Source organism: Agromyces sp. MMS24-K17 (assembly GCF_043950245.1).
Taxonomy (GTDB): Bacteria; Actinomycetota; Actinomycetes; order Actinomycetales; family Microbacteriaceae; genus Agromyces.
Map to the genome: position 1 here is coordinate 1,663,615 of NZ_CP171640.1, position 14,991 is coordinate 1,678,605.

The window sequence follows — 14,991 nt, forward strand, 5'->3', positions numbered from 1 at the left end:
GGCGGCGGCCGCTCACCGGCGGGCGCGTCGACGCTGCAGGGCCGCGTACGCCTGCAGCAGGCGGGGCATGACCAGGTAGACCGCGGTCGGCACGATCACGATCGTGAGCACGAACGCGCGCAGCACCGGATGCCACGTGGCGGACACCGGGCCGACGAGCGCGAGCCCGACGGCGACGAGTGGGAAGATCGCGAGCCACGTGAGCAGGGCGCGGACGTGGATCGAGGGCGGGGCGGGTGCGGAGGGCGCCGACGGGACGACGGGCGTGCTGGCGGTGGTGGGCATGACGACTCCGATCTGAAAGCAACCAACTGGTTGGTTGTGATTGAACCATGCCATCGCGCGGTTCGCAACCATCTGGTTGGAATCGGCGGTACCATCGACCCATGGCCTGGGACACCGACCGAACCAAGCGACTGCTGCTCGACGCCGCGATCGACGAGTTCAGCAGGTGGGGCCTCGCCGGGGCGCGAGTCGACCGCATCGCCGCCGCCGCCGGCGTCAACAAGGAGCGCATCTACCAGTACTTCGGCAAGAAGGACGACCTGTTCCGCGCCGCCCTCGCCGGCGAACTCGCCGCCGCGCGCGAGGAGGTGCCAATGACCGGCACCGGGCCGGAGGCCGTCGCCGACTACGCCGGACGGCTCTTCGACCACCACCTCGCGAATCCCCGCATCGCCCGCCTGGTCTTCTGGGAGGGACTCGAGCTCGGCGCCGAGCCGGATCGCGATCCCGAGCGCGCGGCGTACCACGACGGCAAGGTCGACGGCTTCGCCGCCATGCTGCCCGGCGCCGACCGCGCCGACGCGGCCGAGCTCCTGCTCACCCTGGTCACCCTCATCGACGGCTGGCCCGTGCTGCAGCAGCTCGACGCGTACATCGCGGGCGGCGACGGGCCCGACGGTCGCGCCGCCGGGCGCCGTCGCCGCGCCGTCGTCGACACGATGCGCGCCATGGCCGCCGAGCTCACCGCCGACGCGGGCTGAGCAGCCGACGGCCGACGGCCGATCCGGAGGGTCAGGGCTATCCCTGATCCCCCTGGCCCCACCCGGCCCGTAGCCTGACAGCGATCGGTCCGACCGCTGCAGGGGGAACTGACGCGAGGACCGATCGCGAGCCGGCCCCGCCGTGATCCGAACTCATCGGCGGAGGCCGGCTCCCCCGTTCTCGCCCCAATGCTCGGCCCCGATCCTCCGGGGCACCCCCGCGTCGGATCAGGGAGGCCACCGATGCCGCAGGCCCACCCGCTCCGTAGCGTCCTGTTCCGTCGCGCCGGCGAACGGCGCCGCCCCCAGACAGGAGACCACCCCATGCACCGTCCCGACACCCTCGACCGCCCACCCCGCTCCGTGAGCTGGGCGGAGTTCCGCGACGCGATCCGCTACGGCGCCGATCCCGAGCTCACCAGCGCCGTCCCCGAGATCGCCGCGAAGCGCGCGCAGTACCGCCCGCTCGGCGCCGCACTCGCCCCGCACGCCGCGCTCCGCGGCTCGGAGGGCTACCGGCGCGAGTACGAGCACGGCGTCATCGTCTGGACCCGTCGCCACGGCGCCGCCGTGCTGCACGGCATGATCCGCGACGTGTGGGAGCTGCTCGGCGCCGAGACCTCGAAGCTGGGCGCGCCCGTCGGCGACCTCCGGTACGACGGCGAGACGGGCACCTGGCACGGCGGGTTCGAGGGTGGCCGGGTCGACTGGGCGCCGGCGACGGGGCCGATCGTCAGCTTCGGCTGAACGGCCGCGGCCGGCCCGCACAGCATCCGGATGCGGCATCCGCCCGCCCATGCGGCAGACTCGGACGGGTGACCGCGCCGCTCCTCGACCTCGCCCCGAGTCCGTACGACGCCGACGCGATGTACGACGCGTTCGTCGAATGGGCCGAAGGCCGCGGGCTGTCGCTCTACCCTGCGCAGGACGAGGCGATCATCGAGATCGTCTCCGGCGCGAACGTCATCCTCTCCACGCCGACCGGCACCGGCAAGTCGCTCGTCGCGGTCGCCGCGCACGCCGCCGCCGTCGCCCAGGGCGGCCGCTCGGTCTACACGGCGCCGATCAAGGCGCTGGTCAGCGAGAAGTTCTTCCAACTCGTCGAGATCTTCGGCGCCGCGAACGTCGGCATGGTCACCGGCGACAGCTCGGTCAACCCCGACGCCCCCATCATCTGCTGCACCGCCGAGATCCTCGCGAACCTCGCGCTCCGGCAGGGCGAGGATGCCGCGGTCGACCAGGTCGTCATGGACGAGTTCCACTATTACGGCGAGCCCGACCGCGGGTGGGCCTGGCAGGTGCCGCTCATCACGCTGCCGCACGTGCAGTTCGTGCTCATGTCGGCCACGCTCGGCGACGTCACCGCGATCGCCGACGACCTCACCCGCCGCACCGGCCGCGAGACCGCGCAGGTCACCGGGGTCGAGCGGCCCGTGCCGCTGCACTTCTCGTACGTGAAGACGCCCGTGCAGGAGACCGTCGAGCAACTCCTCGAGACCCGCGAGGCGCCGATCTACATCGTGCACTTCTCGCAGGCGGCCGCGATGGAACGCGCGCAGGCGCTGTCGAGCGTGCGGGTCGCCACGCGCGAGCAGCGTGACGAGATCGCCGCGGCCATCGGCGGGTTCCGCTTCACCACCGGGTTCGGGCAGACCCTGTCGCGCCTGGTGCGCGCCGGCATCGGCGTGCACCACGCCGGCATGCTGCCCCGCTACCGGCGCCTCGTCGAGACGCTCGCGCAGCGCGGACTGCTCCGCGTCATCTGCGGCACCGACACGCTCGGCGTCGGCATCAACGTGCCCATCCGCACCGTGCTCCTCACCGCGCTCTCGAAGTACGACGGGCAGCGGATGCGCCAGGTCACCGCCCGCGAGTTCCACCAGATCGCCGGCCGCGCCGGCCGCGCCGGCTACGACACGGCCGGCAACGTCGTCGTGCTCGCGCCCGACCACGAGATCGAGAACGAGCAGGCGATCCGCAAGGCCGGCGACGACCCGAAGAAGCTGAAGAAGGTCGTGCGCAAGAAGCCGGCCGCGGGCTTCGTCACCTGGGGCGAGGGCTCGTTCGACCGGCTCATCGCCGCGCCGCCCGAGCCGCTCGTGCCCCAGATGAAGCTCACCGCGGCGATGCTCATCAACGTCATCGGTCGCGGCGGCGACGTCGTCGGGGGCATCCGCTCGATCGTCTTCGACAACCACGAGCCGCGCGCCCGGCGCTTCGCGCTCGCCCGCCGCGCGCTCGAGATCCTGCGCACCCTGCGCGACGCGGGCGTCGTCGTGCTGTCGCCGGCGGAGCCGGGCGATGCCCTCGCCCACGTCGCGCTCACGGTCGACCTGCAGCCGAACTTCGCCCTCAACCAGCCGCTGTCGCCGTTCGCGCTCGCCGCCATCGAGCTGCTCGAGCCGCCGACGGAGGGCTCCACGACCGCCAGCGAGCAGGGCACCGGCCACTACGCGCTCGACGTCGTCTCGATCATCGAGTCCACCCTCGACGATCCGCGCCCGATCCTCTCGCAGCAGGAGTACCGGGCCCGCGGCGAGGCGGTCGCCGCGATGAAGCGCGAGGGGCTCGAGTACGAGGAGCGGATGGCCCTCCTCGAGGAGGTCACCTGGCCGAGGCCGCTCGACGAGCTGCTGGCCCACGCGTTCGAGGTGTTCGCCTCCAGCCAGCCCTGGGTGCGCGACTTCGAGCTCAGCCCGAAGGCCGTGGTGCGCGACCTGTTCGAGCGGTCGATGTCGTTCACCGAGTACGTGTCGTTCTACCAGCTGCAGCGCAGCGAGGGCCTCGTGCTGCGGTACCTGTCCGACGCGTTCCGCGCGATCCGGCAGACCGTGCCGGAGGACGCGAAGGACGAGGAGCTCCGCGACATCGTCGAGTGGCTGGGGGAGCTGGTGCGCCAGGTCGACTCCAGCCTCGTCGACGAGTGGGCCGAGCTCGTCGACCCGAACGCCCACCTGCCCGAGGACGACGCCCCGGTCGTGCCGCCGGCCCCGCCGTCGGTCGTGACGAACCGGCGCGCGTTCACGGTGCTCGTGCGCAACGAGCTGTTCCGCCGGGTGCAGCTGGCGGCCCTCGAGCGCGACGAGGAGCTCGCGGCGCTCGACCCCGACGCCGACTGGCCGGGCGTGCTCGACGCCTACTACGGCGAGCACGACGACATCGGCATCGGCCCCGCGGCCCGCTCGCCGCGGCTGGTCGCGATCGACGAAGCGGATGCCTCGCCGTCGCGCGGCGGCGTCTGGCGCGTCGAGCAGACCATCGACGACCCCGCGGGCGACCACGACTGGCGGATCCGCGCCGTCGTCGACCTCGCCGAGTCGGCCGAGGCCGGCGCCGCGGTCGTGCGCGTCACCGAGGTCGTGCGGCTCTAACCCGCGGGGGTGGTTTCGACGGGCTCAACCACCGGCGGCGAGCATGCCCGCGGCGGCGAGCGCGAGCGCGAGCCCGGCCCACTGCACCGGCGCGATCCGCTCGCGCAGCACGACCGCCGCCAGCAGGATCGTGCCCGCCGGGTACAGCGCCCCGAGCACCGCCGCGACCGACAGGTCGCCCGCGCGGATGCCGAGCAGCAGCAGCGCGTTCGCCGTCACGTCGACGACGCCGCACCAGAGCGCGAGCCGGATGCCGCTCGCCCGCGTCGCGCGGGCCGCGGCGACGGCATCCGCGTCCGAGGCATCCGTCGCGCCCGGGGCATCCGACCCGCCCGAGGCATCCGGCCGTCCTGCGATCGTCCGTACCGCCCGGCGCGCTGCGACGAGCGCGAGCACGCCCGCCGTCGCGAACCCGAGCACCATCGTCACGCCGCGCGTGGCGGCCAGCGGCACGAGGCCGGAGGCCTCCGCCGTCTGCGCGATGAGGATGTAGTACGCGCCGATGCCCGCGCCCGACCCGACCGCCATGAGCAGGCCCCGCGCGCTGGGGCGCACCGCGCCGCGCTCCGGCACGAATCCGACGAGCACGACCGCGACGAGGGCGAGCGCGAGCGCCCACGCGCCGAGCGGCCCGAAGCGCTCGCCGCCGACGACGAGGCCCCACGCCATCGGTGTGATCGCCGAGACCACCGCGGTGAGCGGCGACAGGATGCTCATCGGCCCGATCGCGAGGCACGCGTACAGCAGGCCGATCGCGATGGTGCCCGCCACGCCGGCCGCGGCGCCCCACGCGAGGTCGCCCGCGGTCCAGGCCCCGCCGAGGAACGGCAGCACGACGAGGAGCATCGCCAGGCCGGATGCCGCGCCCAGCGCCGTGGCGAGGATCGCGCTGATCCGCTTCGCCGCGAGCCCGCCGAGGAAGTCGGCGGCGCCGTACACGAGCGCCCCGGTGAGCGAGAGGACGGCGGTGAGCATCGCGCCAGCCTAGTGGCGGCCCGCCGGTGGCCCCCGATCGCGGGACGTCGTCGGCACCTCGCCTGCTCATATGAGCAGGTTTTCCCGCGGACAACTTAAGCGCAGGTTACGGCTCGGCCGGACCCCTTCCATCGGGCGAGGGCGATTCGTAGCATGCGAGTGCCCCCGCAATGCGGTGCTCCCGGACCGCCGTGCTCGCGCGTCACGCGGGGTGTTCCGGAGGAGAGACATGCACCGTCGCACCGCACGACGACTCTCCGGGGTGGCGCTCGCCACCTCGGCCGTGGTCGCAGCCAGCCTGCTGGGGTCGGCCCCGGCGTTCGCCGCCGACGAGGTCACCATCAACCTCGTCACCGTCAACGACTTCCACGGGCGCATCAAGCAGGACGGCGCGGCCGCCGGCGCCGCCCGCCTCGCGACGGCCGTGAAGGACATCCGCGCCCAGAACGCCAACACGATCTTCGCCGCGGCCGGCGACCTCATCGGCGCGTCCACGTTCGAGTCGTTCATCCTCGACGACGAACCGACCATCGAGGCCCTGAACGCGGCCGGGCTCGAGGTGAGCGCGGCCGGGAATCACGAGTTCGACCAGGGCTGGGCCGACCTCGAGGGCCGGGTCCAGGACCTCGCCGACTGGGAGTACATCGCCGCGAACGTCTTCAAGAAGGGCACCGACGACACCGCGCTCGCCGAGTCGTGGACGAAGGACGTCGACGGCGTGAAGGTCGGCTTCGTCGGGGCCGTGACCGAGGAACTCCCCTCGCTCGTCAGCCCGGCCGGCATCGCCGACCTCGAGGTGCGCAACATCGTCGCCTCGGTGAACGCCGCCGCCGACCGGCTGACGGCCGACGGCGCCGACATCGTCGTGCTCCTCGTGCACGAGGGCGCCGCGACGACCGCGCTGGCCTCCGCGACCGACCCGAACTCGGCGTTCGGGCGCATCGTCAACGGCGTCGACGGCGACGTCGACGCGATCGTGTCGGGCCACACGCACCTCGCCTACAACCACGTGATCAACGGGCGTCCGGTGATCTCGAGCGGCCAGTACGGCGAGAAGTTCGGCAACATGACGATCACCTTCGACCGGGACACCGACTCGATCGTGTCGATGAAGAACGTCACGGTGGACGCCTCCACGCCGATCCCCAACACGAACCCGGTGCAGTACACGTACTACGCGGCACCCGACCAGGGCGTCACCGACCTGCTCGCGCCGTACCTCGCGCAGGCGGAGGTGCTCGGCGCACAGCCGCTCGGCACCGCTGCCGCCGCGCTCACCCGCGGCCTGCAGTACGCAGTCGACCCGGTCACGCAGCAGCCCGACCCGACCAAGGCGCCGGTCGAGCTGCGCGGCGCCGAGTCGACGCTCGGCAACTTCGTCGCCGACGTGCAGTACTGGAAGGCGAGCCAGGACAAGCAGATCGACATCGCGTTCATGAACCCGGGCGGCCTCCGCGCCAACATCGACGCCGGCGAGGTGACCTATCGCGAGGCGGCGAACGTGCAGCCGTTCGCGAACTCGCTGTTCACGGAGACCCTCACGGGTGCCCAGGTCAAGCAGGTGCTCGAGGAGCAGTGGCAGCCGGCCGGCGCGAGCCGTCCGTTCCTCAAGCTGGGCGTGAACCAGGGCCTCGAGTACACGTTCGACCCGGCCGCGCCGGCGGGCTCGCACATCACGGGCGTCACGCTGCACGGCGAGCCGCTCGACCCCGCCCGCCAGTACACGATCGTCGCGAACTCCTTCCTCGCCGCCGGTGGAGACAACTTCTTCACCCTCGGCAAGGGCGCGAACCGCGCCGACAGCGGCGTCATCGACCTGTCGTCGATGGTCGAGTGGTTCACGGAGTTCGGGACCGCCACGCCCGATCGCGTGCAGCGCTCGGTCGGCATCCACCTGTCCGCAGCCGACGCCGACGGCTACGACGCGGGCGACCCGCTCACCGTCGCGCTCTCGTCGCTCGACTTCTCGAACGGCGGCACCGGCGGCGAGGTCGTGGTGACGCTCGGCGGCGTGGAGCTCGGTCGCAGCGCCATCGACACCGCGCTGGTCCAGCTGACCGACGAGTTCGGCCGTGCGACGATCACGGCGGAGGTCCCGAAGCGCCTGTACGGCCCGCAGGACCTGGTGGTGAGCGTGCCGAGCACCGGCACCGTGGCGACCCAGACGGTCGTGCTGAACCCCGAGCCGGTCGGCACCACCGTCATCGGCGTGCCGAACCGACTCATCACCACGAGCAGCACGTCGGTGAGCTACTCGGGCATCGTGGTCGCGAAGGACCGCACCGTCCCGGTGGGCACCGTCCAGGTGACCGACAAGGGCACGGTCATCGCGACGACGACGGTCGGCGCGAACGGCACCTTCCGCGTCGACCTCGGCAAGCTGGCCAAGGGCACCCACGTGCTGCGGGCGGTCTTCACCGGCGGCGCGGGCTACGAGGACGACACGTCGTTCGCGACGCCGGTCGTCGTGCTGAAGTAGCGACGCGCATCGCATGACGAATGGGCCGTCCCTCCGGGGCGGCCCATTCCGCGTTCCCGCGCGCTCCCTCGACCATGCCGGATGCACGCTCGACCCGCAGGTACGCTGGTCCGGTGAGGACTCGCCGGGCACGCGTAGCGCGCGGCGCCGCCGTCGCCGCGTTCGCGGCGTTCACGGCCGCGCTGGCGCACACCGTCGGCGGCGGGCACGCCCCCGGCCCGCTCGCGATCGTCCTCGCGCTCGCCTTCGCGACACCGCTCGCGATGCTGCTCGCCGGCCCGGTCGCCGGGCGCGCCCGGCTCGTCGCCACCTCGGCGTCGGCGGTCGCCACCCAGGCGGCCCTGCACCTGCTCTACGCGGTGGGCCTCGGCGGCGCCGCGGCCGGCACCGCCTCCGGCGGGGCATCCGCCGTGGGCTCCGGCGGCGCGGGGCACGGCTCGCACGACGCGAGCGCGTCCTGGTCGCTGATCGCCGACGCGGCACCGGCGGTCGACCACGGGCACGCCCTCATGCCGGTGAGCCACCTCGTCGCCGCAGCGCTGACCGTCGCCGCGCTCGCCGTGGCGGATCGTGCGTTCGACGCGCTCGCCCGGGTCGTCCGGGTGGCCGTCGCCCGCCTCGTCACCCTCCGCATCCCGCTCGCGCGCATGCCGTCGCGCGTGCGCCTCCGCGCCGTCCGCCGCGTGCGCGCCCTGCGCGCCGCCCACGACGTCGCCGCCCAGTGGTACCGGGGCCCTCCCGCGGCGGTGCCGGCCGCGTCCTGACGCGACCGATCCGAGCATCCGTCCGCACCGGACCCCTTCCGCGCGCCGTCGCGCGCGCCAACGACCACGAAAGCACCCACACGCACATGCGCATCGCACGACTCACCTTCGCCGGCCTCGGAGCCGGAGCCCTGCTCGCCATCGCCGCCCCGCTCGCCGCCCAGGCGCACGTCTCGGTCACGCCCGACGAGGCCGCGGCCGGCAGCTACACCGTCCTGACCTTCGCCGTCGGCCACGGCTGCGACGGCTCGCCCACGACCTCGATCGCCGTCGACATCCCGGAGGGCATCCTCTCGGTGACGCCGACCGTGAAGTCGGGGTACACCGTCGAGAAGGTCATGGAGGCCCTGCCCGAGGCGACCGAGGGCGCCCACGGCGAGACCCTCACCGAGCGCGTCGGCCAGGTGGTCTACACCGCCGCGACCCCGCTGGCCGACGGCTACCGCGACACCTTCGACATCCAGGTGCTGCTGCCCGAGGATGCCGCGGGCGAGACCCTGCTCTTCCCCGTGCTCCAGACCTGTGCCGAGGGCGAGACGGACTGGAACGAGGAGACGCCGGCCGACGGCACCGAGCCCGAGCACCCGGCGCCCGCGGTCGTCGTCGCCGAGGCGACCGGCGACGCGCACGGCCACGGCGGCGACGCGACGGCCGAGCCGGTGTCCGACGCCCACGACGACGCGCACGCCGAGGCGGCCGCGTCGACGGATGCCACGACCGACACCCTGGCCCGGGTGCTCGGCGTCGGCGGCCTCGTCGTCGGCGTGATCGGGCTCGTGCTGGCCATCACCGCGCGCACGGCGCGGAAGCAGTCCTGATGCGCCGTCTCGGCGTGCCGGTGCTGGTCGTCGCGGCCGCGTTCCTCGCGGTCGCGCCGGCCGGCCCGGCGTCGGCCCACAACTCGATCGTGGGGACGTCGCCGGCCGCGGACGCGACCGTCACCGAGCAGCCGGGCGAGGTGTCGGTCACGACGAGCGACGTGCTCATCGAGATCGGCGGCGGCAACTCGATCGACGTGATCGGCCCCGACGGCCGGCACTACGCCACCGACTGCGCGAGCGTCGACACGACGGTCGCCTGGGCGCCGATGGCGCTCGGGGAAGCGGGCGAGTACACGGTCGAGTGGCGGGTCGTCTCCGCCGACGGGCACCCGATCTCGGGCGAGTTCGCCTTCGCGTGGGCGCCGGCCGAGGGGCAGGAGCTCGCCGAGGGCACCGCCGAGCCGGCCTGCGCCGACCTCGCCACGGGTGCGTCGGCCGATGCCGGCGATGCCGGCGACTCCGGCGACGGGTCGGGCGGGTCGGACAGCGGCGCGGATGCCCCGGCCGACGCGTTCCCCGTCGACGTGCTGTGGATCGGCGCCGCTGCGGTGCTGGTGCTCGCGGCCGGCGTCGTGACCTGGCTGCTCGCGCGGCGGGGCGACGAGGAGGGCGGTGACGGCGACGGCGACGGCGAGGCCGGCGACGGCGAGGATGGCACCGGCGACCGGGGCGACGGGCGCGCGACCGCTCCCGGAACGCCTGTGGACGACGACCGCCCGTCCGCTTCCGGCGACGGTTCCGGCGGATCCGATCCCGGGGTCGGCGGCGGCCGGTAGGGTCGTGCGGGTGGACCGGAGCGTGAGCGAGCAGGGGTGGGAACCCGACGACATCCCGTGGGATCCCGACGACCTCGTCCCGCCCGACGACGAGGGCTGGGCGCCCCCGTCCGACCCGGGCGAACCCGCCTGGGCCGTCGCATCCGGTCCGCCCGCCGCATCCGTCGGCGCCGGGCTGTCCGCGCCCGCCGCGCGCCCGGCAACGGCCGCGCCGCCCGCGCCCCGGGCGGCCCCCGCACGCTTCGCGACCGCCGCCGAGGCGCTGCACGCGGTGTTCGGGTACGACGCCTTCCGCGGCGACCAGGCCGAGATCATCGACCAGGTCGCCGGGGGCGGCGACGCCGTCGTGCTGATGCCCACCGGCGGCGGCAAGAGCCTCTGCTACCAGGTGCCCGCGCTCCTCCGGGAGGGCACCGGCGTGGTGATCTCCCCGCTCATCGCGCTCATGCACGACCAGGTCGACGCGCTCGTGCGCAACGGCGTGCGGGCCGGGTACCTGAACTCGAGCCAGTCGCCGGCCGAGCGCGACCAGGTCGAACGGGCGTACCTCGCGGGCGAGCTCGACCTGCTGTACGTCGCCCCCGAGCGGCTGAACACCGAGCCCACGCGGCGCCTGCTCGAGCGCGGCACGGTCGCGCTGTTCGCCATCGACGAGGCGCACTGCGTCGCGCAGTGGGGCCACGACTTCCGGCCCGACTACCTCGCCCTGTCGGAGCTCGCCGACCGCTGGCCCGACGTGCCCCGCATCGCCCTCACTGCGACCGCGACCGAGGCCACCCACCGCGAGATCACCGAGCGCCTGTCGCTGCAGGACGCTCGGCACTTCGTGTCGAGCTTCGACCGGCCGAACATCCAGTACCGCATCGCGCCGAAGGTCGACGTGCGCCGGCAGCTGCTGCAGTTCATCCGCACCGAGGGCGTCGACGAGGCGGGCCGCCCGGCCGCGGGCATCGTCTACGGCCTGTCACGCGCCACGACCGAGAAGGTCGCCGCGTTCCTCGCGCAGAACGGCGTCGACGCGTTGCCGTACCACGCGGGCCTCGACGCCGACGTGCGCCGCCGCACGCAGGAGCGCTTCCTCCGCGAGGACGGCGTGGTCGTCGTCGCGACCATCGCGTTCGGCATGGGCATCGACAAGCCCGACGTGCGGTTCGTCGCGCACGTCGACCTGCCGAAGTCGGTCGAGGGGTACTACCAGGAGACGGGGCGCGCGGGCCGCGACGGCCTGCCGTCGACCGCATGGCTCGCCTACGGCCTGCAGGACGTGGTGCAGCAGCGGCAGCTCATCGACCGTTCGCCCGGCGACCTGGCGCACCGCCGCCGCATGGCGCAGCACCTCGACGCGATGCTCGCCCTCTGCGAGACGGTGCAGTGCCGCCGGCAGAACCTCCTCGGCTACTTCGGCGAGCCGAGCGGCGCCTGCGGCAACTGCGACACCTGCCTCGAACCGCCCGCGTCGTGGGACGGCACGGTCCCGGCCCAGAAGCTGCTCTCGACGATCGTTCGGCTCGAGCGGGAGCGGCGGCAGTCGTACGGCTCGGGGCACCTCATCGACATCCTGCGCGGCAAGCGCACCCCGCGCGTTCGAGCAGTACGGCCACGACTCGCTCGCGACCTGGGGCATCGGCGCCGACCTGAGCGAGCAGCAGTGGCGCGGGGTCGTGCGACAGCTCCTCGCCCAGGGCCTGCTGCAGGCGAAGGGCGAGTACGGCGTGCTCGGGCTGACCGAGGCATCCGGCGCCGTGCTCACCGGCGCGCGTACCGTCCAGCTGCGCACGGAGGCCGAGCGACCGGCCCGCGCCGCCGCGAAGCGGTCGGCTCCCGACGCGGCCGACCTCGAGCCGGCGCAGGCCGAGCTGTTCGAGTCGCTGCGCGCCTGGCGCGCCGGCGAGGCGAAGGAGCAGGGCGTACCCGCGTACATCGTGTTCGGCGACGCCACGCTCAGGGCAGTCGCGACCGCCCGGCCGGGCTCGGTCGCGGAGCTCGACGGCATCACGGGCATCGGCGCGACCAAGCGCGAACGGTACGGCGAGGCGCTCGTGCGCGTGGTGGCCGAGCACGCCTGAGCCGGCCGGGCCCGTCGCCCCGGCTCAGTCGACGAGCAGCCGCGCGAGGTGCGCCTCGAGGTTGCCCGCCAGGTCGACCTCGTCGGGCGCGTACAGCCACTGGAACTGCAGCCCGTCCCACTCGGCGACGAGCCACAGCGCCGCACGGTCGGGGTCGACGCCGTCGACGACGGCGCCGTGCGCGGCGGCCTGGGCGATGAGGTCGGCGAAGTAGCGCCGCACGGCCACGTAGCGGTCGCGGAAGTAGGCGTGCGCCGGATGCCCCGGCGTCGCGGCCTCGGCCACTAGGACGGCGTACACCTCGATGAGGCCCGCCTCCTCGCGCGTGTCGAGGCGCACCTGGCGGGGGAGCTCCTGCAGGCTCCGCTCGGCCGGCGCCGCGGCGTCGGCCGTGGAGCGCTCGACGATCCGGCGGTCGCGCTCGACGAGCACGGCGGTGAGCAGGTCGTCCTTGGTGGGGAAGTGGTGCAGCAGCGTCGACTTGGCGATGCCCGCCGAGTCGGCGATCTGCCGCAGCGACGAGGCGTGGAAGCCGCGGTTCGCGAACGCGGCCATGGCCTCCGCGACGAGTTGCTGCCGGCGGAGCCGGCCGGGCGCGTATCCGGGCGACGCGGCCGCGGCGTCGGCGATGATCGCCGACGGGTCGGGGGTGCCGTGCTCCGGGGTGCCGTGGGCCGAACCCGCCGACGAGGGCGTCGCCGCCTGCGGCGGGACGCCGTCGCGCACCCAGGCGAGGTACGCCTCGAGCTCGGTCGGCACGTCGATGTCGGGGTCGTAGAGCGAGAGCAGCTGCAGGCCGTCCCACACGGCGGTGAGCCGGATCGACTCGTCGGTCGTGAACGCGCCGTCGGTGGTGGCCAGGGCCCGGGTCTGCTCGTAGCGGCGCCGCATGCGGGCGTGCGCGGGGTGGGTGTCGGTGGTCGCCTCGCCGGTGAGGGCGGTGAACAGCTCGGTGTACCCGGGGGTCGCGAGGTTGCGGCGGGCGATGCCGGGGGCGACCTCGGCGACGACGGCGACCCCGGCCTCGCCGAGCCACTCCTGGGTGCGTGCCTCGAGCTGCTCGACGAGCGCGTCGAGCACGGCGTCGGTGCTCGCGAAGTGGCGGAGGAGCCCCGGGTGGCTGAGGTCGGCGGCTGCGGCGAGGTCGCGGAGCGACACCGCGCGGAATCCCCGCTCGACGAAGAGCGCGTGCGCGGCGTCGAGGATCCGCGCGCGCGTCGCCTCGCTCTTGGCGTAGCGGCGGGGCGCCGCGACCGAGGCGTCGGGCATGCGGGCTCCTCCTCCGTAGGGCGCACGGTGGTTTCGACAAGCTCGACCACCGGGTTCGCCCTCCGAGACTAGCCCGAACACAAAAGTTACCAATCGGTCGGGTTGTGAGGTACAGTCTCTGCGACGGGTCGACGGAGACCCGCGGAAGGACATCCCCCGATGACAGAGCAGTCGACCTCGCTCAGCGAGGCCTCCGAGACCCCCGCCCCGGAACGGCGGCCGGCGCGGCCGCCCCCGCCGCGCCGGCCGCAGCCGTCAAGGCCCCCCGCGGCTACACGCCCGCCCTCGCCGGCGCGAACTTCGGCATCTACCTCGCCCTCCTCACGCCCGTGCTCGTCTCGATGGCCTTCAAGATCCAGCACATCTCGCCCACCCCCGAGGCCGCGACCGCCTCGCTCGGGCTCATCATGGGCGTCGGCGCGCTCTTCGCGATGATCGCCAATCCGCTCGTCGGCCGCCTCTCCGACCGCACCACCTCGCGCTTCGGCATGCGCCGCCCGTGGATCGTCGGCGGCGTGCTCGTCGGCTTCCTCTCCTTCACCCTCATCGGCCTCGCCGCCGACGTCTGGGTCGTCTTCCTCGGCTGGTGCCTCGTGCAGGCGTCGATGAACGGCGTGCTCGCGGCCGTGAACGCGACCGTCCCCGAGCAGGTGCCGGTCACCAGCCGCGGCAAGGTCTCGGGCATCGTCGGCCTCACCACCCCGCTCGGCATCCTCGGCGGCAGCTTCCTCGTGAACTTCCTCGCCGACGACCTCGCCCGCTTCGTCGTCCCCGCCGCCGTCGCGCTCGTGCTCGTGCTGCTCTTCGCGTTCGCGCTGAAGGACCGCGTGCTGGCCGAGAAGCCGGCCGACCGCTACACGGCGAAGCAGTTCTTCGGCTCCTTCGTGTTCAACCCGGTGAAGCACCCCGACTTCGGCTGGACCTGGCTCACCAAGTTCCTCGTCATGTTCGGCTACGCCGGCGTCGCGACCTTCCTCCCGCTCTACCTCACCGAGAAGTTCCAGCTCGGCGAGCAGGAGGCGATCACCACGATCCTGATCTGCAACCTCGCCTCGATGGCCGCCATGGCGATCTCCGGCCCGATCGGCGGCATCCTCTCCGACCGCATCGGCAAGCGCCGCCCCTTCGTCGCCGTCGCCGGCGTCGTCATGGTGGTCGGCCTCGTCGTGCTCGCCTTCGCGCCGAGCATCGGCGTGGTCATCCTCGGCCAGGCGATCATCGGCTTCGGCGCCGGGTCGTTCATGTCGGTCGACCTCGCCCTCGCCACGCAGGTGCTGCCGAACCCCGACGACACCGCGAAGGACCTCGGCGTGCTCAACATCGCCAACGCGCTGCCGCAGTCGATCGCACCGGCCATCGCCCCGGCGATCATCGCCGCCGGCGCGGGCACCGCCATCGGCGGCTACGCCGTGTTCTACCTCGTCGGCGCGGCGGTCGCGCTCGCCGGCGCCGTCCTCGTCTACCGGATCAAGGGAGTGGAGTAA

11 protein-coding genes and 1 pseudogene are annotated in these 14,991 nt (G+C 73.7%); 9 read left to right on the forward strand and 3 right to left on the reverse strand.

The window, feature by feature from the left end; genetic code table 11:
• Positions 1–12 precede the first annotated feature (12 nt).
• Positions 13–285 carry a hypothetical protein gene (locus ACGGZK_RS07465; RefSeq protein ID WP_395245643.1) on the reverse strand — a complete coding sequence of 91 codons (273 nt, stop codon included), beginning with the start codon at positions 283–285 and terminating at the stop codon, positions 13–15.
• A gap of 101 nt (positions 286–386) precedes the next feature.
• On the opposite strand from ACGGZK_RS07465, the gene ACGGZK_RS07470 reads away from it, so the two are divergent.
• From ACGGZK_RS07470 to ACGGZK_RS07480, 3 genes are all read left to right on the forward strand, one after another.
• A complete protein-coding gene (locus ACGGZK_RS07470; protein WP_395245644.1) occupies positions 387–986 on the forward strand; it encodes a TetR/AcrR family transcriptional regulator in 600 nt (199 codons plus the stop codon).
• Positions 987–1,310: 324 nt separating this feature from the next.
• A complete protein-coding gene (locus ACGGZK_RS07475; protein WP_395245645.1) occupies positions 1,311–1,733 on the forward strand; it encodes an LGFP repeat-containing protein in 423 nt (140 codons plus the stop codon).
• Between the two features lie 119 nt (positions 1,734–1,852).
• Positions 1,853–4,357 carry a DEAD/DEAH box helicase gene (locus ACGGZK_RS07480; RefSeq protein WP_395246048.1) on the forward strand — a complete coding sequence of 835 codons (2,505 nt, stop codon included), beginning with the start codon at positions 1,853–1,855 and terminating at the stop codon, positions 4,355–4,357.
• Between the two features lie 24 nt (positions 4,358–4,381).
• On the opposite strand, the gene ACGGZK_RS07485 is transcribed toward ACGGZK_RS07480, so the two are convergent.
• Positions 4,382–5,332, reverse strand: a complete 951-nt coding sequence (locus ACGGZK_RS07485) for an EamA family transporter (RefSeq protein WP_395245646.1) — start codon at positions 5,330–5,332, stop codon at positions 4,382–4,384.
• Positions 5,333–5,561: 229 nt separating this feature from the next.
• Here ACGGZK_RS07485 and ACGGZK_RS07490 point away from each other — a divergent pair, with 229 nt between their 5' ends.
• From ACGGZK_RS07490 to recQ, 5 genes and pseudogenes are all read left to right on the forward strand, one after another.
• On the forward strand, positions 5,562–7,811 hold the full coding sequence (locus ACGGZK_RS07490) for a 5'-nucleotidase C-terminal domain-containing protein (protein ID WP_395245647.1): 2,250 nt from the start codon (positions 5,562–5,564) through the stop codon (positions 7,809–7,811).
• 113 nt (positions 7,812–7,924) lie between these two features.
• Entirely contained in the window at positions 7,925–8,575 is a 651-nt protein-coding gene (locus ACGGZK_RS07495) for a hypothetical protein (RefSeq protein WP_395245648.1), read from the forward strand.
• An 86-nt stretch (positions 8,576–8,661) separates the two neighbouring features.
• Entirely contained in the window at positions 8,662–9,393 is a 732-nt protein-coding gene (locus ACGGZK_RS07500; protein ID WP_395245649.1) for a YcnI family protein, read from the forward strand.
• Positions 9,393–10,172 carry a copper resistance protein CopC gene (locus tag ACGGZK_RS07505; protein WP_395245650.1) on the forward strand — a complete coding sequence of 260 codons (780 nt, stop codon included), beginning with the start codon at positions 9,393–9,395 and terminating at the stop codon, positions 10,170–10,172. The genes ACGGZK_RS07500 and ACGGZK_RS07505 overlap by 1 nt, the downstream gene beginning before the upstream one ends.
• Positions 10,173–10,194: 22 nt before the next feature.
• A pseudogene (gene recQ / locus ACGGZK_RS07510) lies at positions 10,195–12,238 on the forward strand (DNA helicase RecQ).
• Between the two features lie 24 nt (positions 12,239–12,262).
• Here recQ and ACGGZK_RS07515 read toward each other — a convergent pair.
• Positions 12,263–13,507 (reverse strand): TetR/AcrR family transcriptional regulator, encoded by a 1,245-nt coding sequence (locus tag ACGGZK_RS07515; RefSeq protein WP_395245651.1) that lies wholly within the window; start codon positions 13,505–13,507, stop codon positions 12,263–12,265.
• 104 nt (positions 13,508–13,611) lie between these two features.
• On the opposite strand from ACGGZK_RS07515, the gene ACGGZK_RS07520 reads away from it, so the two are divergent.
• Positions 13,612–14,991 (forward strand): MFS transporter, encoded by a 1,380-nt coding sequence (locus tag ACGGZK_RS07520; protein WP_395245652.1) that lies wholly within the window; start codon positions 13,612–13,614, stop codon positions 14,989–14,991.